The sequence below is a fragment of the Phytobacter cepae genome, assembly GCF_054165735.1.
In genome coordinates this window covers 937,155-957,810 of record NZ_CM135107.1, presented here as the reverse complement: position 1 = coordinate 957,810, position 20,656 = coordinate 937,155, and the positions used below count along the sequence as shown (strand labels likewise).

Here is a 20,656-nt window from a genome sequence, read left to right as displayed (position 1 = left end):
GAATAACAATGACAAAGTTAAACACATTAAGCGTGCACAGCGGTGCATTCAGCGATCGGCATGGCGCGGTGATGCCACCGATTTATGCCACGTCGACCTTTGCCCAACCGGCGCCGGGCCAGCACACCGGCTATGAGTACTCCCGCAGCGGCAACCCAACGCGCCACGTACTGGAAACCGCCATTGCCGAGCTGGAAAGCGGCACGCGTGGTTACGCCTTTGCCTCCGGGCTGGCGGCCATTTCCACGGTGCTGGAACTGCTGGATAAAGACAGCCACATCGTCGCCATCGACGATGTTTATGGGGGTACGTACCGCCTGATTGAGAACGTGCGTCGTCGCAGCACCGGCCTGCGTGTCAGTTGGGTCAAACCCGACGATCTGGCGGGACTTGAAGCCGCCATTCGCCCGGATACCCGCATGATCTGGGTCGAAACCCCGACTAACCCTTTGCTGAAACTGGCCGATTTGGCCGCCATCGCAGCGATTGCAAAGCGGCATAAGATAATCAGCGTGGCGGACAACACCTTCGCCTCACCGGTCATTCACCGCCCTATTGAGTTTGGTTTCGACATCGTGGTGCACTCCGCCACCAAGTACCTTAATGGTCATTCGGATGTGGTTGCCGGACTGGCGGTAGTGGGTGACAACCCTGAGCTGGCGGAGAAGCTCGGCTACCTGCAGAATGCCGTTGGCGGCGTCCTTGACCCGTTCAGCAGTTTCCTGACGCTGCGCGGTATTCGCACGCTGTCACTGCGTATCGAGCGCCACAGCAGCAATGCGCTGGCGCTGGCGAAATGGCTGGAACAGCAGCCACAGGTCGAGAAGGTGTGGTTCCCGTGGCTGGAATCTCATCCGCATCATCAACTGGCGCGTCAGCAGATGGCGCTGCCCGGTGGCATGATTTCGGTGGTGGTGAAAGGTGATGACCAGTACGCCACGCGCATCATCAATAAACTACAACTCTTTACCCTGGCAGAAAGTCTGGGCGGCGTAGAGAGTCTGGTGAGCCAGCCGTTCAGTATGACTCACGCCTCTATTCCGCTGGAGCAGCGCGTAGTCAATGGCATTACGCCACAGTTGATTCGGTTGTCGGTGGGCATTGAAGATGAGCAGGATTTGATTGCCGACTGGCAACAGGCGCTGGGGTGAGGGACTCCCTATCAGAGGATAAAGGGCTGCTCATTCATCGTCTCTTCTGAAGCGACAACGTGACGTTATGCAACTAAGACTGTTACAGCGATGACAGGGTCCGGCTGAAAATCGCCGAAGTGTATCCGCAAGGCCGGGGCGACGCGCATGGATGCGCGGCGAGGGCGACTTTACAGGGACATTACCTTCGCCCGTCCCCGATAAGCCTAAAGGAAACGCTGAGGGTACCGCGCCAGCGGCGATTTTCCTGGCCGGGAGCCCGGGTCGCCAGGGCGGTGGCGGTGAACCGCCCTGGCACGTTCACAGGTTCTGGCGCTTTAGAAAAGCAAGGAACATAAGGTGAACGGAATGGCCACCTGAGCCGCATGTTCCCCCTCACCCCAGCCCTCTCCCTAAATGGAGAGGGAGCATCCGTGCTCACATCATGTAGTGAGGAACCCTCAGCATTAGGGTGCTCACCCCCCAATCCCATTCAGCACCGCCAGCGCCTCGGCTGGCAGTACCAGCTTCGCACTCGCCAGGTTTTCCTGTAAATGCACGGGTGACGAAGTGCCTGGAATCAACAAAATATTAGGTGAGCGTTGCAGCAACCACGCCAGAGCCACCTGCATCGGCGTGGCGTTGAGGCTTGCGGCCACCTCGTTCAGCTCATTGGATTGCAGCGGCGTGAACCCACCCAATGGGAAGAACGGCACATACGGAATATGTTGCGTGGCCAGGATGTCTATCAACGCATCATCCGCACGGTTCGCCACGTTATACATGTTCTGCACACAGGCAATCTCGGTCATGGTCTGGGCGTCCGCGACCTGCTTCGCGGTCACATTACTCAGCCCAATGTGGCGAATCAAACCCCGTTCTTTTAAACCAATCAGGGTTTCAAGCTCCGCTTCCAGCGACCCTTCCGCTGGCCCATGGGTACCGTGCATGCTGCGCAGGTTCACCACTTCAATGGTATCCAGCCCCAGATGACGCAGGTTATCTTCGATAGCACTCGTCAGCTCCTCAGCGCTAAAGGCAGGCAGCCAGTTGGCTTTTTTGTCGCGACGCGCGCCCACTTTAGTGACGATGCACAGATCAGCAGAATAAGGATGCAACGCCTGTTTAATCAGCTTATTGGTCACATGCGGACCGTAGAAATCGCTGGTGTCGATATGGTTAACACCCGAAGCTACGGCGTCACGAAGCACCTGAATCGCCTTCGCTTCGTCTACTGGCGGGCCAAAGACGCCCGGACCAGCAAGTTGCATTGCACCGTAGCCCAGACGACCGACCTCGCGATCGCCTAAACGGTAAGTAAGCGTGGGTTGAGACATGGAATACCTCCAGTGGGATAAGTAAGCCATTGTAAGACGTGACCGGAGGCGGCGATAGCGATATACGTGCGATCCCCTTTGTCCACCTCGAATTAATACAGCAGTATTATTGACCCCGTATATCCTGGGCAACTACCGAAATAAAAAACCTCTGATATAGTAAATCTATAGCTAAAGAGGCCACCCTATGAAATTTCCTGAAATACCAGAAAACGAAGCCGAACGACTTAAATCGCTTTATATGATGGATTTATTGGATAAAAAGGATGATATCCGTCTGGATCGCCTGACGCGTCTGGCCAAAGCGGCATTTAATGTCCCTATTGGTTTAATCAGCCTGCTGGACCGGGATCGCCAGTGGCTTGCCTCCTGTAGTGGCTCTATCGGCGTGCGTGAGACCGCCCGTAATACCTCCTTTTGCGCCCATGCTATTCTGGCGCAAGGTATTTTCATTGTGAAAGACGCCAGTATAGATGAGCGCTTCCATGATCACCCTTTTGTTTCAGGCGAGCCGCATATTCGTTTTTATGCGGGTTGCCCGGTGCGTCTGCCCGACGGTTCTATTGCCGGGACAATATGTATTATTGATGACAAGCCGCGCGACTTCACGCCGGAAAATATCAATACCCTACTCGATTTGGGTGCGATTGTAGAAGATGAGTTTTATATCATCAGCATGGCGATGACCGATCCGCTTACCGATTTGCCCAATAAGCGTGGCTTTTATAAATTGGGCGAAAAACGTTTCTCCTGGTTAACCGATAATAAACGCACGTTTAGCCTGATATATCTTGATGTAGAAAACATTACCGCCATCAACGAATTCTTTGGTCATCACGAAGGCGATGACACCCTGAAAAAATTTGCCTCATCGCTCAACCGTTGCCTGAAGAAAAATGATGTGGCAGGGCGTCTGGAAGGGGGCAAATTCGTGGTGTTGTTAGGTCACGATGAAGACCAGGACGTTGACACCTTCCTGTTCAGCCTGCAATCGAGAATTGACGACCTGAATGAAAAGTCGAAGAAACAGTTCCGTCTGCATTACGCCTACGGCATCGTCGAGTACGATCCCGATCGGTATGGCAATCTGCTGGAGATGATGAACAACAGTGAACACGTGATGTATCTGGAGCGTAAGAAATCAGCAATACGCCCCTCTCAGCCCAATCCGTCGCGCGAAAAAACCTGAGGTTTGTACTCAGGTTATGTTATGTCATCCGTTAAGATCTCGTTCGCCAGCGGCTACCGCTGGCGAAAACGATTACCGCGTGGACTGTAAAAACTTGCGCGTGCGTTCGTGCTGCGGCTGAGTAAAGAGTTGCTCAGCCGTGTTGTCTTCGACAATCACGCCATCGGCCATGAAGATCACCCTGTCAGCCACATCTTTCGCAAATGACATCTCATGCGTTACCAGAATCAGCGTGGTCTCGTGATCGACAATCGAACGAATAACCTGAAGCACTTCATTCACCAGCTCGGGATCCAACGCCGAGGTTGGTTCATCGAACAAAATCACTTTCGGTTTAACCGCCAGCGCCCTGGCAATCGCCACACGCTGCTGCTGACCGCCGGATAACATTGCCGGGTAGCTGTCTGCTTTCTCGCGCAAACCCACACGTTCCAGCAGCGCCATCCCGGTTTCATTCGCCTGCGCTTTCGGGATTTTTTTACCCACGAGCAGCGCTTCGGTAATGTTCTCCAGTGCCGTCTTGTTCTTAAACAGGTTGTAATGCTGGAACACCATGCCGGTGTGGGCACGCAGCGCCGTCTCCTGCTGGCGGGTAAATTTCTTCGCATCCACCACCGTACCGGCAATGTCCAGCGTGCCGCTTTCCGGTTTTTCCAGCAGATTAATGCAGCGCAACAGCGTCGATTTACCCGAGCCGGAGGGCCCAATGATCGCCACCACCTGGCCCTGCGCTATCTCCAGCGAGATATCTTTCAGCACCGGGTTGTCACTGAATGACTTATGCAAATGGCTGATTTTCAACATAGCGGAGGCTCCTTATCGGTATGGGCGATTCAAACGATGCTCGATGCGTTTTTGCAGCAGCGTCAGAAGGATGGTCACGGCCCAATAGATCAGCGCCACCGCCAGATAACTTTCCAGAAAACGAAACGAGTTACTGGCCAGAATTTTGGTTTGCGCAAAGATATCGGTCACGCCGACGGTAAACGCCAGTGACGACTCTTTAATAAGCATAATCAGGTAGTTACTCATTCCCGGTACGGCAATACGTACCGTTTGTGGCAGCACGATACGGCGGAATCCCTGCCAGCGGCTCAGGCCAACGGACAGACAGGCTTCAAGCTGCCCTTTATCGACCGAATTCATCGCGCCACGAAACTCTTCTGCAAGGTTGGCTGCGGTTTTGAAGCTCAGGGCGATGATGGTGGCCGAAATGGCGTTCATCATGCTGATACCCGGAAACAGCTGCGGGATACCGAAATAGAAGATAAACAGCGTAACCAGCGTGGGTACAGAGCGGAAAAACGAAATATAGATTTCGGCCAACTGCGTCAGTACGACAATCCGATTGCGAATAATCAGCGCCAGCACCATTCCCATGACCGAGGCGATAACCATTGAGGTTATCGCCAGGAACAACGTCATCGGCAGGTAACTGAGCAGCGTTGGAAAAGCTTCCAGCATGAAGCTCAGGTTAAAATTCATTGCGTTATTCCTTGCTGACGTCCTGTTTCAGGTACTGCTCGGACAGTTTGGTCAGCGTGCCGTCTGCTTTCAACGCGGTCAGTGCCTCATCAAATTCCTTACGTAGCGCATCACCTTTTTCGTTTTTCACGAACGGGAACGCTTCCTGGTAACGATAAACCGGGTCACCGGATTTTTTCAGCGGCAGGCGTGAGTTGTCGATCAACAGTTGGGCACCGGCACGATCCATGATGTAGGCATCAATACGACCGAGGGCAACATCCTGAATAATCGCGCTAGGTTCATCATAGGTATGAATATCAATACCGGCATCAGGGTAATTCTTACGTAAATAGTTTTCTTTGCTACTTCCTACGTCTACACCCAGACGTTTACCCTTTAAATCATCAATATTACGAATAGAATCGTCGTTATTTCGGGTCACCAACTGGGCGCCAGAATAAATATAAGTCTGGGAGAATTGGTATTTCTCACGACGTTTTTCGTTAGCTTCAACCTGATTGGCGATGGTGTCGATTTTGCCTGCATCAAGCATTCCAAAGAGACCGGTCATGTCGGCAGTCGTTAATTCTACGCGGCTATAACCCAGTTTTTTAGCCACGGCATTGACGGTTGCAATGTCATAACCTTCGTAATCTTTTCCGTTTTGTTTGTAGGAAAATCCGATACTTACACCGAACGTGCCGACGTGCAGTACCTTCTCATTTTCAGCAGGTTTTTTATTGTCGTCGCAACCGGTTAAAAAGAACGCACCCAGCAATGCGGTGGCGATGATCCCTGATTTAAAATTAAGCATGGCAATTCCTTTGGAATTATGTGTGTTTATTGATGTTGTGGTGTCTATTTTTCGCGCGCCAGTTTAAATCACTTCATGAATATTCTATATTCCCATTAGTAATTATTGATAACGTATAAGAATAATCCACTCTTGTATTACAGAGATATCATTCCTGCCATTAAAAAGGCAAGTACCAGAGGTTCATTATGAGAATTATTGCGTGCGGTGACTTATTGTTTTCGAGTCGTAACCTGGCGAAAAGATTAGATCCCGAAATCGTTGAATTATTGCAAAGCGCTGATGCCGTATTTGCCAATGCCGAATTTAGCTGCCCGCAGCCAACACTGCCCCCTGCCGCTGGTCGCGGGTACATCACTGCCGTAAAACCTGCGACGCTGGATGAGTTTGTCGATTTGAACATTCGTCTGGTCTCCTTCGCCAATAACCACACCGGCGATTTCGGCTGGGAAGGCGTGGTGCATACTCTGGAAGCCGCCGAAGCTCGTAACCTTATCCCCTGCGGACTGGGTCGCAACCTTGATGATGCCCGCTTGCCCCGTTTTCTGGACACTGCAAAAGGCCGCGTTGGCGTGGTGGCGCTGGGGTCAACCCGTTCAGAAGTATTTCTTGCCGCCAATGGCGGCGCAGGTACCGTTGCGCGGCCGGGTCTGAACCCATTGCGCTGGGGCCGTGCCTATGTGCTTGGCGACGAGCAGTTTGAGCAGTTGAAAGCGATCACCCGCTCGCTTGGCATCGACGAAAGCGTGCGTGAAGGCATGCGCGTGGAAGTGATGCCATCGAAAGGCGATGATGAGTTCAAGTTTGGCTCCCTGTTTGAAAGCGCTCTGCAAATTGAACGGGGTGAAAAAGCCTATGTGCGCACCTGGTTTAATGAGCAGGACTGCGTGGCGAATGAGCGCAGTATCCGCGATGCCGCTAACCGCAGCGACTTCACCCTTGTCAGCCTGCATACCCATGAAGGCGATAAAGACAGCTGGTACTCCCCGGATGCCCCAGCATTTATCGAGCAGTTTGCTCATCGCGCAATAGACGCAGGCGGAGATGCGGTGGTTTGCCATGGCGCGCACTTTATGCGTGGTGTCGAGATCTATAATGGCAAACCGATCTTCTACAACCTCGGTAGCCTGCTGATGGAGTTTGAGGCGGGTGAGTCAATAATCGGCCCGGAAATGTATGAAGCTTATGGTCATGCAGCGGACGCACGCCCCTCTGAGCTGCACCGTGCTCGTGCGAAAAACCATGCAGGTGAGTTCACAGGCTTCAACGCCGAAGCACGCTTCTCACAAAATGCGCTGGCGGTGTTTGATTTAACCCCTGACGGCCTGGCCTGCCAGTTGCTCCCCCTCGATTTGGGCATGAACCGCGAGCGTGCTCTGTCACGAGGCCTGCCGGAAAAAGTTACCCATCAGCAAGGCGAAGAGATTGCCAGCCTGCTGACCCGCCTGAGTCACCGCTATGGCACCACATTTAATTATGACAAAGTGAGTGGCCTGATTCGCTTCTCCTGATAAGCCCCATTAAAACAGCCAGAATGTTTCTGGCTGTCTCTTCTCGCATCAGCATCCATCTCTGCCAGGAACAAAAATTTCGTGACTGCCTTCGCATTTGCCCCGCAAAATGACAGCGCTATCATTTTTCATTTCTCTTTCCTCTTGTGCTTTCAATGAAGGCAGCAAAACGGTGATTCTGCGTAACCTTTTGCACGGTTTAACTGCGCATAATGTTGGCGAGTTGTGAGTCAGAAAAGCGATGGTCCGCCGTCTTTTAACCTGTATTTTACAGCCGATGGCCATTTCGTGAATGCTGTCGCCTGTTGATGGGCATGTGCAAGATTAATCAATATTAAAAAGCAGAATATTTGGGCTAACGAACAACGCACAGCATTGCACTACGGGCTATAATCGGGCTAATTTGGTCTCGCTATGAATAAAATCCTTCCCGCCTTTTTCTCTTTCTGTTGCCTCAGATTTGCCTCTCGCTGTATGCATTGTAATACCTGTCACCATCCGGGCACGCGTCGCTTACAAAAGAAATAACCCGCTGATAAATAATACAAAAAACCGCTATCGCCGTAAAAACAATGATTCAAATATTGAATCACACCCCGGCTGAATCAGTCTTTTTTTGTTAAACACAAAGGCATAGTATTCCTCTTATTCGCCATCCAGCGCCACGATTTACTTAAGGCAGATGGCCGTTTATGACATCAATACACGGTTATCCTTTTCCGCAGGAGGAACTATGCCAGCTCAGTCTTCAACGCCAGTCGTCACATCCGTCAAAGTCATCCCGGTTGCCGGGCATGACAGCATGCTGATGAACCTGAGCGGTGCCCACGCACCGTTCTTCACCCGTAACATCGTCATCATCACCGACAACGCCGGCAACACCGGCGTCGGCGAAGTCCCCGGCGGCGAAAAAATCCGCCAGACCATTGAAGACGCGGCCCCGCTGATTATCGGCAAAACCCTCGGCGCCTATAAAAACGTCCTCAACGAGGTGCGCAGCGCCTTTGCTGACCGCGACGCCGCGGGCCGCGGCCTGCAGACTTTTGACCTGCGCACCACCATCCACGTGGTCACCGCCATTGAATCCGCCATGCTCGACCTGCTGGGTAAGCACCTGGGCGTCAACGTCGCCTCCCTGCTCGGTGACGGCCAGCAGCGCAGCGAAGTGGAAATGCTCGGCTACCTGTTCTTCGTCGGCAACCGTAAGGCGACGCCGCTGCCCTACCAGAGCCAGCCGGATGAAAAATGCGACTGGTACCGTCTGCGTCATGACGAGGCGATGACCCCGGATGCTGTGGTGCGTCTGGCGGAAGCGGCGTATGAAAAATATGGCTTCAATGACTTCAAACTCAAAGGCGGGGTGCTGGCCGGGGAAGAAGAGGCCGAGTCCATCGTGGCGCTGGCGAAGCGCTTCCCCGACGCGCGCGTCACCCTCGACCCGAACGGCGCCTGGTCCCTGAACGAAGCCATCAGCATCGGCAAATACCTGAAAGGCTCGCTGGCCTACGCGGAAGACCCGTGTGGCGCGGAGCAGGGCTTCTCCGGGCGTGAAGTGATGGCGGAGTTCCGCCGTGCCACCGGCCTGCCGACCGCCACCAACATGATTGCCACCGACTGGCGTCAGATGGGGCACACGCTGTCGCTGCAGTCGGTGGATATCCCGCTGGCGGACCCGCACTTCTGGACCATGCAGGGCTCGGTGCGTGTGGCGCAGATGTGCCACGAGTTCGGCCTGACCTGGGGCTCGCACTCCAACAACCACTTCGACATCTCGCTGGCGATGTTCACCCACGTGGCGGCAGCGGCGCCGGGTAAAATCACCGCGATTGATACGCACTGGATCTGGCAGGAGGGCAACCAGCGCCTGACGAAAGAGCCGTTTGAGATTAAAGGCGGGATGGTGCAGGTGCCGACGACGCCGGGTCTGGGCGTGGAGCTGGACATGGACCAGGTGATGAAGGCGCACGAGCTGTATCAGAAACACGGTCTGGGCGCGCGCGACGACGCCATGGGGATGCAGTACCTGATCCCGGGCTGGACGTTCGACAACAAACGTCCTTGCATGGTGCGTTAAGCGTACTGATTAATGAAAAGCCCGCAGGCATCGCCCTGCGGGCTTGAGTTTATCTCTCCGGCTCTGCCAGGCTTCCTGATGATGCTGTCATTATTCTGTTGACGATTAACGCAAGCTTTTATAATTTCAGTGAATGAATATTTTTTCGCGCCTGACTCAGACCACCACCAGCACGACCCCCCATGCGGGTTGTGAGGGTAATGCGCGCTAAATTTACCCCTAAACCCGCCAGTCCTGGCCGGGTTTAACTTATTTCTCCTGGCCCCCTGGCAACGCAACAGGAGAAAAACCATGACCCATCTTCCCCCGCGACGTCGCGCTTTATTGGTTATTGATATGCAGGTGGGCTTATTTCATGGCCCGGCTAAACCGTATGATGGGGCGCGTGTGCTTGCCAATATCAATCGGTTGCTCGCTAAAGCCCACGAGGCGGGTGCACCTGTTTTTGCCGTGCAGCATACCGGCCCTGCAGGTTCGCCTGTTGAACCTGGCAGCCCTCTGACGCGACTTATTGCGGAGCTGGATATTGACGAAAGCCGTGACCGGATTTTCGCCAAAACACGACCAAACTGTTTCGCCGGGACCGGACTTGCAGAATTACTGCACGAAGCCTCTGTTGACGAGCTGGTCGTCGTGGGGATGAAGACCGAATTTTGCGTCGACACGACCTGTCGTGCCGCCGCTGATCTCGGTTTTAAGCCAATTTTAATTACCGACGCTCACACCACGGTGGATAACCCGGTCCTCGCCGCGCAGGCGATTATCGCTCATCACAACGCCACCCTGAATGGCCCCTTTGTGACACTGCTGTCGACGGATGAATGCCTGTTTTAAGGTGACAATATCCCGTCCCGCACACGGGTGCGGGACGGGGCAATACCATTAACGAAACACCGAAATAGCCTCTGCCAAACGAGTCACCTGATTATTCAGGTGCCCGGAAGCTTCCGCCCCTTCCTGCACACGGTCTGCATTCTGGTGGGTAATCCTATCCAGCTCTTCTACCGCAAGGCTTATCTGGCTGATGGCCGTAGCCTGTTCCGCTGTCGCCTCGCTAATGTGGTGAATCAGGGTTGTCACATTCGTCACCTGGCCCACAATCTCTTGCATCGTTTTCCCGGCGTCATCGGCCAGTTTTCGACCAGAGCGGACCTGGGACACGCTGGATTCAATCAGCGCTTTGATTTCATTCGCCGCGCTGGCGCTACGCTGCGCGAGGTTGCGTACTTCACCGGCGACCACCGCGAAGCCTTTACCCTGCTCGCCGGCACGTGCCGCTTCGACGGCAGCATTCAGGGCAAGGATGTTGGTCTGAAAGGCAATGCTATCGATGATGCTGGTAATACTGGCGATTTGGGTCGAACTTTCATCGATGGTTCCCATCATATCGATCATGTTATTCATTACCTTGCCGCCTTTTTCCGCTACGCTGCGAGTGGCCTGAGACAAGGCATTGGCCTCGGCGGCGGTCTGAGTATTACTTCTGACGGTGGCCGCGAGTTCATTCATGGTTGCAGCCGTTTGCTGGACGTTAGCTGCGGCCTGGTCCGTCTGGCGACTCAGGCTGTCATTCCCCTGGCATAGCGCATCTGTTGCCTTAAGTACGCTTACCGCCTGACTGCTGACATCGTTAATCAGCCAGCGAAACATCAGGCCAAGCTGGCTGATGGCGCGTAAGGTCACGCCAACTTCATCAATGCGCGTGGTCTGCTCAACCTGCTGGGTTTCTCCGGTGGCAACCCGTAAAGCCTGTTGACACAACCGCTCCACCGGACGAACAATTTGACTCTCCAGCCAGGCCATCACCACCAGCATCACTATCGCCATTGCGCCCGCGAAGCCCCCCATCCGGGCGGGTGTCAGTTGGCACATATACCCCGCCAGCATGCTTAACAAAAACAGCGCAATGAAGGCAGAACGCAGCCGCCAGCGAAGCGGCATCGCCACAAGCGATGAGCGCCAGCGCATCAGCCCGGTACGCATCACCATTCCTTTGTAGAGTTTTTTGCCCCGCGCCTGGCCTTCGCGGAACTGGCGGTAGAGCACCTCTGCACTCGCCACTTCTGCCGCATCCGGTTTGGTGCGCACCGACATATATCCCTTTACGCTGCCCTGGCGAATAATCGGGATCGCGTTGGCGCGAACCCAGTAGTGATCGCCATTTTTACAGCGGTTTTTCACCAGGCCGCTCCAGGGTTCGCCTTTCTTGAGCGTGAACCACATATCGGCAAACGCTTGTGATGGCATATCCGGGTGACGAACTAAATTATGTGGCTGCCCCTCCAGCTCACTTAATGAAAAACCGGACACCTCAATAAATGCATCATTAGCGTAATTAATATAACTGTTGGGATCCGTTGTAGACATTAGCGTTGCGCCATTGTCAAAAGCGAGCTCTTGCTGTGTGACAGGGTGATTTTCACGCATAGAATATATTCCCGTATGCTTGAGAGAATTATTATTAATATCCAGGACTGTCTTTCACTTTCCACTATTCAAGAAAAAAATCAATATTATTATTAGATTAAATAAAAATCCTTGTGAGCACACACATCATTCACAAACATATTTTTCGGGTACTTGATGGGTAGTTTAAAAGAGTAAATCATTAGGATTAAGAGGAAATAATACTAAGCCTGCTTAGCATTATAGTCGTATTAAAACTGTTTTAGATAACCCATGCTTAAACGATATTTAATGCCGATTAAATTAAAACATCCGGCTTTCGACTCCGCTTTATCCTGCCGATCGGCCGAATTTTTCCCCCTCTCACTTCCTTCTCCCCTCAGGGCGGCACGTTGAGCAGTGCCATATTCGTAGTATATTAATAAGAGTCTTTCTCTACAGGTGCCCTGCATGTCTTACTCCATCGGCGAATTTGCCACACTGTGCGGAATCAACGCCACCACGCTTCGGGCCTGGCAGCGTCGCTATGGTTTACTCAAACCGATGCGTACCGATGGTGGTCACCGCCTGTACAGCGATGCTGATGTTCAGCAGGCTCTGCGCATTCTCGACTGGGTAAAGAAAGGCGTGCCGGTAAGTCAGGTCAAACCCTTGCTGGAACGTCCTGGCGCACGCCGTACCAATAACTGGGTGACCCTGCAGACAACCATGCTTGAGCGGCTCAAAGAGGGGAAAATCGAGTCTCTGCGCCAGTTAATTTATGATTCAGGCCGTGAATACCCACGCCCCGAACTGGTGACGGAGGTGCTCCGCCCGCTCAGGAGCCAGGTATCCGCCAACACGCCTGCGATGATGACCCTGCGCGAAGTACTTGATGGCATTATTCTTTCCTACACCTCATTTTGCCTTGAGGGCGACAAGCGCGCCCCTGGCGATAATTATCTGATCTGTGGCTGGCAACTGACCGATCCTTGCGAAGTGTGGCTGGAAGCGTTGAAGCGCACCGGTCAGGGGCATCGCATTGATGTGCTGCCGATTTCTCCTGCCGCGCTGGCGCCGGAAATCTTTCCTGGTCGTCACTGGCTGCTGGTGACCAGCGGGAAGCTAACCATTGCCCGTAAGAAGCAGGTTGAAAAATGGCGTGAGCTGGTGACGTCGTTGGATGTTATTGCGCTATAGGTCTGGCGGGCTATTCCGTTTATCTGAATATGTAAGTCTGGCTGATTGTTCCTTTCACCTTACGTTCATTGTTCCTTTGAAGCGAAGCCGCCGCACCTGACCTCCTCTGCAAAAATTCGATTGCCGGATGGCGGCTATCACCTTATCCGACCTACAGAACAGTCACGCACATGTGCAAAACCCGGCGCGCTCACCGCTCTCCCTCGCAAAAAATACGCACAAAACAATAAAAATTCATGCCATTGATTTAAATAATAAAATAAAAAATATCACACAAAAACTTGGACAAATATTTAAGTTTGTGCAAGTTTTAAGTAAGCATATTTGATCCCTACTTCTCAGCATGGGTGAAGTCAATGAACACCATAAACGCCGTCATCGACCAATTTGTTGATTTCTATACCGCACTGGATGCCCAGCCGCTGGCGAAGCTGTCTCAGCTCTACCATGCTGACGCCACCCTGATCGATCCCTTCGGCGAGCACCAGGGCGCGGCGGCCATACGCCGCTACTTCACCCACCTGCTGGAGAACGTCGATCACTGCCGGTTCGTTATCGATCCGCCGCTCAGCAGTGACGATCGTTTTATGGTCAGTTGGACCATGCACTGGTCACATCCGCGCATTGCCCATGGACAGACTCGTGTGTTGCCTGGCTGTTCAACGGTAGAGGTTCAGAACGGATTCATTGTCCGCCAGCAGGATTACTACGACGCCGGCGAGATGATTTACGAACAATTGCCGGTGCTCGGCTGGGCGATTCGCAGCGTTAAGCGGAGGGTTCGCGCATGATGACTGTCCTCATCACCGGTGCGACTTCCGGTATTGGCGAGGGACTGGCGAAATCCTGGGCCGATGACGGCTACCACGTCATCGCCTGCGGAAGAGATGCCGCTCGCCTCGCGGCGCTCCAGCGCCATAGCCCACACATTTCCGTGCGTCAGTTCGACATGACCGATACCGACGCCTGCCACGATGCGTTAAGAGACAGCCGCCCGGACGTGGCCGTACTCTGTGCGGGCACCTGCGAGTATCTTGACGCCGGCATGATCGATACAGCGCTGGTTGAGCGGGTAATGCGCACGAATTTCCTCGGTCCGGTCAATTGCCTCGCTGCTTTGCAACAGAACTTGCAACCCGGCAGCCGGGTGGTGCTGGTGAGTTCGATGGCGCACTGGCTCCCCTTCCCGCGCGCGGAAGCCTATGGCGCATCAAAAGCCGCGCTGAGCTGGTTTGCAGACAGCCTGCGTCTCGACTGGGAACCCAAAGGCATCGACGTGACCGTGGTTTTCCCCGGCTTTGTTGATACGCCGCTGACCCGTAAGAATGATTTCGCCATGCCCGGCAAAGTGACCGTCGGGCAGGCGGTGAAAGCCATCCGCAATGGCGTAGCGAAAGGTAAAAGAGAGATAGCTTTCCCTACCGCTTTCGGCCTGACTCTGCGCCTGCTCGCAGGATTACCGTCAATCATGCAACGTGCGCTGCTGCGCAGGATGGTGCGCTCATGAAAATAGCGATTATTGGCAGTGGCATCGCCGGGCTGACCTGTGCCTGGCGCCTGGCCGGACACCATCAGGTGACGCTCTTTGAAGCGGCACCACAAGCCGGCGGACATACCGCAACGGTGGATGTCGCCACGCCTGCGGGCACGTTTACCATCGATACCGGATTTATCGTTTATAACGACCGCACCTACCCGCGCTTTATGGGTCTGCTGAGTGAACTGGGTATTCCCGGGCAAAAAACAGAAATGAGTTTTTCCGTGCATAACCCGGCCAGCGGGCTGGAGTACAACGGACACTCGCTCAGTTCACTGTTTGCCCAGCGGCGGAATCTGGTCAATCCTCAGTTCTGGGGCCTGCTCAAGGATATCGTGCGCTTTAATCGGTTGGCAAAAGCCGCGTTGCATCAACAACGCGCCGATGGCGATACCCTCGACACCTTCCTGCAGCAACATGGGTTTAGCGCCTTTTTTGCCCGCCACTATATTCTGCCCATGGGGGCGGCCATCTGGTCCTCTTCCTTGCAAGAGATGCGTCGCTTTCCACTCAATCTGTTCCTGCGCTTTTTTGAAAACCATGGTCTGCTGGATATTACTCAACGCCCGCAATGGTACGTGGTGCCCGGCGGCTCGCGCGAGTATGTCCGTGCCCTGCTCACCCAACTGGCGCCGCGTCTGACACTGCGTCTGAACACCCCGGTACAGCGCATTACCCGCCATGTCCGTAGCGTAAACGTTCATCTGGCTGATGACGTGCAAGCCTTTGATGAGGTTATTTTTGCCTGTCACTCCGGGCAGGCGCTGGCGATGCTCGATAAGCCGAGCGAAGCGGAAACTGACATTCTGGGCGATATCGGTTGGCAGCAAAATGAAGTGGTACTGCATAGCGATAAACGCTGGCTCCCGGTGCGGGAACGGGCGTGGGCCAGTTGGAACTACCGCCTGAGCGAACGGGATGATGCCAGCGCCTGTGTCACCTACAACATGAATATTCTGCAAGGGCTGCCTGAGGGGAGCCCGCTGTTCTGCGTGACCCTTAACCCCGATCAACCGATCGACGAGCGCTTCGTCTGGCAGCGGTTCGTTTACGAACATCCGCTGTTTAACCCTCAATCCGGGCGGGCACAGTTACGTCGCGCGGAAATCAACGGTCAGCAGCACAGCTGGTTTTGCGGCGCTTACTGGTACAACGGTTTTCACGAAGATGGCGTACGCAGTGCGCTGGATGTGGTGCACGGTATTGCTGCCAGAAAGAGAGCATCTCATGAATAGCTGCCTCTATCAGGGCGTTCTGCGCCATCGTCGCTGGCTGCCTCGCCAGCACCATTTTACCTACCGCATCTTTATGGCGTGGCTGGATCTCGACGAACTGTCACTGCTGCCTGGCGTGGGCGTTCATCGTAATCGCTTTGCTGCCGCGTCGTTTCATGATGTGGATTACCCGCTGGGTAGTCCGCTTAAAGATAATGCCCTTAACAAACTGGCAGAGCTGACCGGCGAACGTCCTGAGGGGCGGGTAATGTTGCTGACCCAGCTGCGTTACCTTGGTTTTCACTTTAACCCGGTCAATTTTTACTACTGCTATGACCGGCAGGACAGCCTGCGCTGGGTGCTCGCCGAGGTGCGTAATACTCCCTGGAATGAACGCCATTATTATGCGGTCAATGCCCGTGAGACAGGCCCGACAGAAAAGGCGTTCCACGTTTCCCCGTTTAATCCGATGGATATGCTCTACCACTGGCGCTTTAACCACCCGGCCAAAAGCCTGCATATGCATATCGAAAACCACCAGCAGGCGAAGGTGTTCGACGCCACGCTGATGCTGACGCGCCAGCCTCTGACGCGCCGTAGCCTGAATACCTTACTGGTGCGTATTCCTTTGATGACCCTGAAAACCGTTGTCACCATTTACTGGCAGGCGCTGCGGCTGTGGCTTAAGCGTGTGCCCATCCATGACCATCCCGCCAGCAGGAGTGAACGATCATGAGCGATCCCGTTTACGCGCTCGAACCCGATATGCCGCGCAACGTACGCCTTGCACGCTGGTTGTTATTCCGACTGCTGGCTGGCGTCACCCGCGGCTCGCTAACCGTCCAGGAAGGCAATCAGCGCTTTCACTTCGGCGATCCCGCAGCCACCCTGCGTGCGGAGGTTCAGATACTTTCCCCGAAGGTGTACCGACGCTTGCTCACGGGAGGCAGTATTGCCGCAGCGGAAGCATGGATGGACGGGGAATGGGAGACCAACCAGTTGACCACACTGCTTGAGATCCTCGCCATGAACAGCCCTGTGCTCGCAAAGCTGGAGAACGGTTTTCGTCTGCTCAGCAGCCCCTTGCAGCGGCTTCGTCATTGGACGCATCGCAATCATCGCAGCCAGGCACGTAAAAATATCGCTGCCCACTACGATCTGGGCAATGACTTTTACCAGTATTTTCTCGATGAAGATCTGCTCTATTCCAGCGCGATCTTTGAAACAAGCGATCAGAGCCTGGCCTGCGCCCAGCGTGCCAAAATGCAGCGTTTGTGTGAGCAACTGCGTCTTAGCCCGGACGATCATTTACTGGAGATTGGCACCGGCTGGGGAGCGATGGCGGAATACGCTGCCCGCAATTACGGTTGCCGTGTCACCACGACCACGCTTTCACGCGAGCAGTATCACTACGCCCAGGAGCGCATTACCCGTGCCGGATTACAGGACAGAGTTACGGTGTTGCTCTGCGACTACCGGGATTTAACCGGCGAGTTCGACAAGCTGGTGTCGGTCGAGATGATTGAAGCCGTCGGCAAGGCATGGCTGCCGCAGTTTTTCCGTACCTGTCAGGCCCGGTTACGCCCCGGCGGCACAATGGCGATTCAGGCGATCACCATTCAGGATCAGCGCTATGACGCTTACAGCAAAAGCGTCGATTTTATTCAGCGTTATATCTTCCCCGGCGGCTTCCTGCCCAGCGTTACGGTGATGGGCGAGACCATGACTCGCCACACCGATTTCGTGCTGCGAAACCTGTTTGACATGGGGCCGGACTATGCGCGCACGCTGGCACACTGGCGGCAACGCTTCCTTCATGCCTGGCCGGACATCGCCCCGTTAGGTTTTGACGAGCGCTTTCGCCGCATGTGGCTCTATTACTTCGGCTACTGCGAAGCGGGCTTTAACGCGCGCACCATCAGCGTGGTGCAGTTGACCGCGGAGAGAGTATGAGCCGCCATCTGCAGGTTTTTCTGTTGGCCATCGCGTTCGATATCTACTGGACGCTGGTGGTGCTGTTTCGCGAACGCGGCACGCTGCTCTGGGTCGCACTGGCCGTCATGGCCTGCCTGCTGCTCAAACCCGCGCGCCGGATTTCGGCCATTCTGCTCGCCATGGCGGGCTGCGCCCTGGACGCCGCCTGGGCGGCAACGGGCATGTTGCGCTTCACGGGTGAAAGCATTTTACCCGTCTGGATGATGGCGCTGTGGCTGATGTTTGCCTGCGTCTGGAACATGTTGACAGAGAAAACTGCACTTCCCGGCTGGCTGCTGGTGGTCATGGCGGCGGTGGGCGGCCCCATCGCTTACTACATCGGTGAACGCCTTGGCGCGATCGCGTTTCTGGCCCCCACGTTTATCGTCATGAGTTCGCTGGCGCTGGGCTGGCTGGTGCTGATGCTCTTCTTCCATATCTTCACCGGGAGGCAACGATGAGACGTTTAGCAACGATGCTGCTTTTGCTCGCCACCTTTAGCCAGGCGTCTGCCGCAGACTGGCTCGGCTGGCAAAAAGTGGGCAGCGCGACCCTCACCTGGGGGCCATTTACCGTCTATACCTCGCAACTGAATACCCCTGATGGGAGGTATCACGGTGCATCAACCGACCGTGCGTTAATTATCACCTATCAACGAAGCATCGACAGCGATGAACTGGTCGACGCCACGCGGGAGCAGTGGCAGGCGCAGGGCATCCTTAAACAAGAGCCGCAGAGCGAAGCCTGGCTGCAGATGCTGGCGAAACTCTGGCCCAACGTGAGCGAGGGTACCCAGCTCGCCTTTGTCACCCACGCGCAGCAGGGCCAGTTCTGGTATCGGGCCTCGCCCGCGCAAAAGACCTTTACGCCCCTGGGCCCACGCCAGTCAGCGGCATTCAGCGAGCGCTTTCTGGCGATCTGGCTCGATCCCCATACGCAGTATCCCGCACTGCGTTCACAGTTGATCGGAGGTAAACCATGAAACGTCTGCTGATGCTTGGCCTTGCCATGATGATGCTGCTGGCAGGGTGTAGTGCTGAGATAAACGATTACCGCACGCAGCAGCCTGCGCTGGATATCTTCCGTTATTTTGACGGGAAATCCGAAGCCTGGGGCATGGTGCAGGACCGCAGCGGCAAACAGATCCGCCGCTTCCACGTTGAGATTACGGGTGAAGTGCTCGGCGACACACTGACGCTTAACGAGCAGTTTGTGTATGACGATGGCGAGAAACAGCAGCGCGTCTGGCACATCCGCCGCACGGCGACGGACCGTTACGAAGGCAAGGCGGGTGACATCGAGGGCGTTGCCCACGGTCAGTCAGCCGGCAACGCTTTCAACTGGCACTACAGCATGAATGTGAAGGCGGATGGCAGCACCTGGCTGCTCCATTTCGACGACTGGATGTACCTGCAGGACGGTATCCATCTGTTTAATAAAACGGAGATGAAGAAACTGGGCGTCACCGTGGCAACGGTCACTCTGTTCTTCACCAAAAAGGACATATAGCAGGAGAATGTCTATGAACTCGCAACCTGTACTCGGTATTAGCGCCTGCCTGACGGGCTCGGCCGTACGTTTTGACGGCGGCCACAAACGTATGGATTTTGTCATGAATGCGCTGGGCCAGTGGGTGACCTTCAAGCCCGTCTGCCCGGAGATGGCCATCGGGCTGCCCGTACCCCGCCCGGCGCTGCGTCTGATTCAGACAAAAGAAGAGAGCACGCGGATGCGCTTTACCCATGCGCCGCATGACGATGTTACTGAAAAGATGGCTGACTTTGCGGAACGCTATCTGCCCGGCGTGGCAGAGCTGGACGGCTTTATCGTCTGCGCTAAATCTCCCAGCTGCGGCATGGAACGGGTGCGCCTGTACGATGAAAATGGCAACCGTGGCCGCAAAGAGGGCCAGGGGCTTTTTACCGCCGCGATGCAGGAGAAGTACCCGTGGCTGCCGGTGGAAGAAGATGGCCGGTTGCACGATCCAATGCTGCGGGAAAATTTCGTCGAGCGCGTGTTTGCACTGCACGAACTGAATGCCCTGCGGGCTAATGGCCTCACTCGTCACGCGCTGCTGGCGTTTCATAGTCGCTACAAGCTGCAACTGCTGGCGCACAATCAGGCGGGCTATCGCGAAATCGGGCCGTTCATCGCTCACCTGCATGAGTGGGACGATTTAGAGGCGTTTTTCGTCGCCTACCGGGATAAGTTGATGACGATTTTGCAGCACCCCGCTTCCCGTAAAAACCACACCAACGTCCTGATGCATATTCAGGGCTATTTTCACGAGAAGCTCACCGTGCGCCAGAGAGCGGAGCTGCGTGGCGTCATTATTGATTACCGCAGCGGTTTATTACCTATTCTTGCGCCATTGACCTTGCTTAAACATTATCTGGCAGAGCACCCGGATGACTATTTGTTGACGCAAAACTACTTTTCACCCTACCCGGAAAACTTAGGGCTGCGCCTGGCGGTTAGCTAATTTATTACGAGGAGAACACCCCGGTTTGACCCTTTTTAAGGGGTGCGACTATTCTCATCTTAGACGGCAAAATTTGCCGTCTTTTTTTTGTTCCTGATCTGCGACAACGATCTGCAGGCCAGTTTTTTACCTTCCCCATTAATGTTATTGATACTTAAATAAAAAACAGAAGACAAATTCGGGCACAGCAGCGCATTATCTTTTTAAACCTGCAGTCGGTAACAGACGGGTTAATACAACGATAAAGCGCTGAGTCTCGTCTCGATTGATGATGAAACGCAGTATAGCCAAGGGCGATTAATTCATTTTCATGACTATGCACACACAACGAAACGCATTTAT

General features: G+C 54.5%; 20 protein-coding genes. 15 read left to right on the top strand and 5 right to left on the bottom strand.

Annotated elements, in window-relative coordinates; genetic code table 11:
- Positions 1-8: 8 nt before the first annotated feature.
- Positions 9-1,151: a trans-sulfuration enzyme family protein gene (locus ACUY4Q_RS04575; RefSeq protein WP_458045900.1), complete on the top strand. Its 1,143-nt coding sequence runs from the start codon at positions 9-11 to the stop codon at positions 1,149-1,151.
- A gap of 455 nt (positions 1,152-1,606) precedes the next feature.
- Here the strand turns inward: ACUY4Q_RS04575 and ACUY4Q_RS04570 are convergent, their stop codons facing one another.
- Positions 1,607-2,467 (bottom strand): aldo/keto reductase family oxidoreductase, encoded by an 861-nt coding sequence (locus ACUY4Q_RS04570; RefSeq protein WP_458045899.1) that lies wholly within the window; start codon positions 2,465-2,467, stop codon positions 1,607-1,609.
- 187 nt (positions 2,468-2,654) lie between these two features.
- Between ACUY4Q_RS04570 and ACUY4Q_RS04565 the strand changes: the two genes are divergently transcribed.
- Positions 2,655-3,656: a sensor domain-containing diguanylate cyclase gene (locus tag ACUY4Q_RS04565; protein WP_458045898.1), complete on the top strand. Its 1,002-nt coding sequence runs from the start codon at positions 2,655-2,657 to the stop codon at positions 3,654-3,656.
- A gap of 72 nt (positions 3,657-3,728) precedes the next feature.
- Here the strand turns inward: ACUY4Q_RS04565 and ACUY4Q_RS04560 are convergent, their stop codons facing one another.
- From ACUY4Q_RS04560 to ACUY4Q_RS04550, 3 genes are read right to left on the bottom strand one after another with little or no spacing between them, the layout of a single operon-like run.
- Positions 3,729-4,460 (bottom strand): amino acid ABC transporter ATP-binding protein, encoded by a 732-nt coding sequence (locus ACUY4Q_RS04560; protein ID WP_458045897.1) that lies wholly within the window; start codon positions 4,458-4,460, stop codon positions 3,729-3,731.
- A gap of 12 nt (positions 4,461-4,472) precedes the next feature.
- On the bottom strand, positions 4,473-5,141 hold the full coding sequence (locus ACUY4Q_RS04555) for an amino acid ABC transporter permease (protein ID WP_458045896.1): 669 nt from the start codon (positions 5,139-5,141) through the stop codon (positions 4,473-4,475).
- Between the two features lie 4 nt (positions 5,142-5,145).
- On the bottom strand, positions 5,146-5,937 hold the full coding sequence (locus tag ACUY4Q_RS04550; protein WP_458045895.1) for a transporter substrate-binding domain-containing protein: 792 nt from the start codon (positions 5,935-5,937) through the stop codon (positions 5,146-5,148).
- A gap of 188 nt (positions 5,938-6,125) precedes the next feature.
- Here ACUY4Q_RS04550 and ACUY4Q_RS04545 point away from each other — a divergent pair, with 188 nt between their 5' ends.
- The 3 genes from ACUY4Q_RS04545 to ACUY4Q_RS04535 all read left to right on the top strand — a co-directional run bounded on the left by ACUY4Q_RS04545 (position 6,126) and on the right by ACUY4Q_RS04535 (position 10,356).
- The gene (locus tag ACUY4Q_RS04545) at positions 6,126-7,448 is read left to right on the top strand and encodes a CapA family protein (RefSeq protein WP_458045894.1); all 1,323 of its coding nucleotides are present in this window, start codon (positions 6,126-6,128) and stop codon (positions 7,446-7,448) included.
- A gap of 733 nt (positions 7,449-8,181) precedes the next feature.
- Complete coding sequence (gene gudD / locus ACUY4Q_RS04540) at positions 8,182-9,522, top strand: glucarate dehydratase (protein WP_458045893.1); 1,341 nt, start codon at positions 8,182-8,184, stop codon at positions 9,520-9,522.
- A 291-nt stretch (positions 9,523-9,813) separates the two neighbouring features.
- Positions 9,814-10,356, top strand: coding sequence for a cysteine hydrolase family protein (locus ACUY4Q_RS04535; protein ID WP_458045892.1), 543 nt, complete (start codon positions 9,814-9,816; stop codon positions 10,354-10,356).
- 48 nt (positions 10,357-10,404) lie between these two features.
- Here the strand turns inward: ACUY4Q_RS04535 and ACUY4Q_RS04530 are convergent, their stop codons facing one another.
- Positions 10,405-11,949, bottom strand: coding sequence for a methyl-accepting chemotaxis protein (locus ACUY4Q_RS04530; protein ID WP_458045891.1), 1,545 nt, complete (start codon positions 11,947-11,949; stop codon positions 10,405-10,407).
- A 429-nt stretch (positions 11,950-12,378) separates the two neighbouring features.
- Between ACUY4Q_RS04530 and ACUY4Q_RS04525 the strand changes: the two genes are divergently transcribed.
- From ACUY4Q_RS04525 to ACUY4Q_RS04480, 10 genes are all read left to right on the top strand, one after another.
- Entirely contained in the window at positions 12,379-13,107 is a 729-nt protein-coding gene (locus ACUY4Q_RS04525; RefSeq protein WP_458045890.1) for a MerR family transcriptional regulator, read from the top strand.
- Between the two features lie 356 nt (positions 13,108-13,463).
- Entirely contained in the window at positions 13,464-13,898 is a 435-nt protein-coding gene (locus tag ACUY4Q_RS04520) for a nuclear transport factor 2 family protein (RefSeq protein WP_458045889.1), read from the top strand.
- Positions 13,895-14,614 (top strand): SDR family NAD(P)-dependent oxidoreductase, encoded by a 720-nt coding sequence (locus ACUY4Q_RS04515; protein ID WP_458045888.1) that lies wholly within the window; start codon positions 13,895-13,897, stop codon positions 14,612-14,614. The genes ACUY4Q_RS04520 and ACUY4Q_RS04515 overlap by 4 nt, the downstream gene beginning before the upstream one ends.
- On the top strand, positions 14,611-15,879 hold the full coding sequence (locus tag ACUY4Q_RS04510; RefSeq protein ID WP_458045887.1) for an NAD(P)/FAD-dependent oxidoreductase: 1,269 nt from the start codon (positions 14,611-14,613) through the stop codon (positions 15,877-15,879). Before ACUY4Q_RS04515 ends, ACUY4Q_RS04510 begins: the two co-directional genes overlap by 4 nt.
- Entirely contained in the window at positions 15,872-16,594 is a 723-nt protein-coding gene (locus ACUY4Q_RS04505) for a DUF1365 domain-containing protein (protein WP_458045886.1), read from the top strand. The genes ACUY4Q_RS04510 and ACUY4Q_RS04505 overlap by 8 nt, the downstream gene beginning before the upstream one ends.
- Positions 16,591-17,811, top strand: a complete 1,221-nt coding sequence (locus tag ACUY4Q_RS04500; protein WP_458045885.1) for a class I SAM-dependent methyltransferase — start codon at positions 16,591-16,593, stop codon at positions 17,809-17,811. Before ACUY4Q_RS04505 ends, ACUY4Q_RS04500 begins: the two co-directional genes overlap by 4 nt.
- Entirely contained in the window at positions 17,808-18,293 is a 486-nt protein-coding gene (locus tag ACUY4Q_RS04495; RefSeq protein ID WP_458045884.1) for a DUF2878 domain-containing protein, read from the top strand. The genes ACUY4Q_RS04500 and ACUY4Q_RS04495 overlap by 4 nt, the downstream gene beginning before the upstream one ends.
- On the top strand, positions 18,290-18,814 hold the full coding sequence (locus tag ACUY4Q_RS04490) for a hypothetical protein (RefSeq protein WP_458045883.1): 525 nt from the start codon (positions 18,290-18,292) through the stop codon (positions 18,812-18,814). Before ACUY4Q_RS04495 ends, ACUY4Q_RS04490 begins: the two co-directional genes overlap by 4 nt.
- Positions 18,811-19,341 (top strand): DUF3833 domain-containing protein, encoded by a 531-nt coding sequence (locus tag ACUY4Q_RS04485; protein ID WP_458045882.1) that lies wholly within the window; start codon positions 18,811-18,813, stop codon positions 19,339-19,341. Before ACUY4Q_RS04490 ends, ACUY4Q_RS04485 begins: the two co-directional genes overlap by 4 nt.
- Before the next feature lie 13 nt (positions 19,342-19,354).
- Positions 19,355-20,314, top strand: a complete 960-nt coding sequence (locus ACUY4Q_RS04480; protein WP_458045881.1) for a YbgA family protein — start codon at positions 19,355-19,357, stop codon at positions 20,312-20,314.
- Positions 20,315-20,656 lie beyond the last annotated feature (342 nt).

What these genes read in the sequence shown, in the direction of transcription:
- ACUY4Q_RS04520 (WP_458045889.1), top strand. Translation starts at nt 13,464, where the DNA reads ATGAACACCATAAACGCCGTCATCGACCAATTTGTTGATTTCTATACC.
- ACUY4Q_RS04550 (WP_458045895.1), bottom strand. Translation starts at nt 5,937, where the DNA reads ATGCTTAATTTTAAATCAGGGATCATCGCCACCGCATTGCTGGGTGCG.
- ACUY4Q_RS04530 (WP_458045891.1), bottom strand. Translation starts at nt 11,949, where the DNA reads ATGCGTGAAAATCACCCTGTCACACAGCAAGAGCTCGCTTTTGACAAT.
- ACUY4Q_RS04500 (WP_458045885.1), top strand. Translation starts at nt 16,591, where the DNA reads ATGAGCGATCCCGTTTACGCGCTCGAACCCGATATGCCGCGCAACGTA.
- ACUY4Q_RS04485 (WP_458045882.1), top strand. Translation starts at nt 18,811, where the DNA reads ATGAAACGTCTGCTGATGCTTGGCCTTGCCATGATGATGCTGCTGGCA.
- ACUY4Q_RS04545 (WP_458045894.1), top strand. Translation starts at nt 6,126, where the DNA reads ATGAGAATTATTGCGTGCGGTGACTTATTGTTTTCGAGTCGTAACCTG.
- ACUY4Q_RS04480 (WP_458045881.1), top strand. Translation starts at nt 19,355, where the DNA reads ATGAACTCGCAACCTGTACTCGGTATTAGCGCCTGCCTGACGGGCTCG.
- gudD (WP_458045893.1), top strand. Translation starts at nt 8,182, where the DNA reads ATGCCAGCTCAGTCTTCAACGCCAGTCGTCACATCCGTCAAAGTCATC.
- ACUY4Q_RS04505 (WP_458045886.1), top strand. Translation starts at nt 15,872, where the DNA reads ATGAATAGCTGCCTCTATCAGGGCGTTCTGCGCCATCGTCGCTGGCTG.
- ACUY4Q_RS04555 (WP_458045896.1), bottom strand. Translation starts at nt 5,141, where the DNA reads ATGAATTTTAACCTGAGCTTCATGCTGGAAGCTTTTCCAACGCTGCTC.
- ACUY4Q_RS04490 (WP_458045883.1), top strand. Translation starts at nt 18,290, where the DNA reads ATGAGACGTTTAGCAACGATGCTGCTTTTGCTCGCCACCTTTAGCCAG.
- ACUY4Q_RS04565 (WP_458045898.1), top strand. Translation starts at nt 2,655, where the DNA reads ATGAAATTTCCTGAAATACCAGAAAACGAAGCCGAACGACTTAAATCG.
- ACUY4Q_RS04570 (WP_458045899.1), bottom strand. Translation starts at nt 2,467, where the DNA reads ATGTCTCAACCCACGCTTACTTACCGTTTAGGCGATCGCGAGGTCGGT.
- ACUY4Q_RS04560 (WP_458045897.1), bottom strand. Translation starts at nt 4,460, where the DNA reads ATGTTGAAAATCAGCCATTTGCATAAGTCATTCAGTGACAACCCGGTG.
- ACUY4Q_RS04535 (WP_458045892.1), top strand. Translation starts at nt 9,814, where the DNA reads ATGACCCATCTTCCCCCGCGACGTCGCGCTTTATTGGTTATTGATATG.
- ACUY4Q_RS04575 (WP_458045900.1), top strand. Translation starts at nt 9, where the DNA reads ATGACAAAGTTAAACACATTAAGCGTGCACAGCGGTGCATTCAGCGAT.
- ACUY4Q_RS04515 (WP_458045888.1), top strand. Translation starts at nt 13,895, where the DNA reads ATGATGACTGTCCTCATCACCGGTGCGACTTCCGGTATTGGCGAGGGA.
- ACUY4Q_RS04495 (WP_458045884.1), top strand. Translation starts at nt 17,808, where the DNA reads ATGAGCCGCCATCTGCAGGTTTTTCTGTTGGCCATCGCGTTCGATATC.
- ACUY4Q_RS04510 (WP_458045887.1), top strand. Translation starts at nt 14,611, where the DNA reads ATGAAAATAGCGATTATTGGCAGTGGCATCGCCGGGCTGACCTGTGCC.
- ACUY4Q_RS04525 (WP_458045890.1), top strand. Translation starts at nt 12,379, where the DNA reads ATGTCTTACTCCATCGGCGAATTTGCCACACTGTGCGGAATCAACGCC.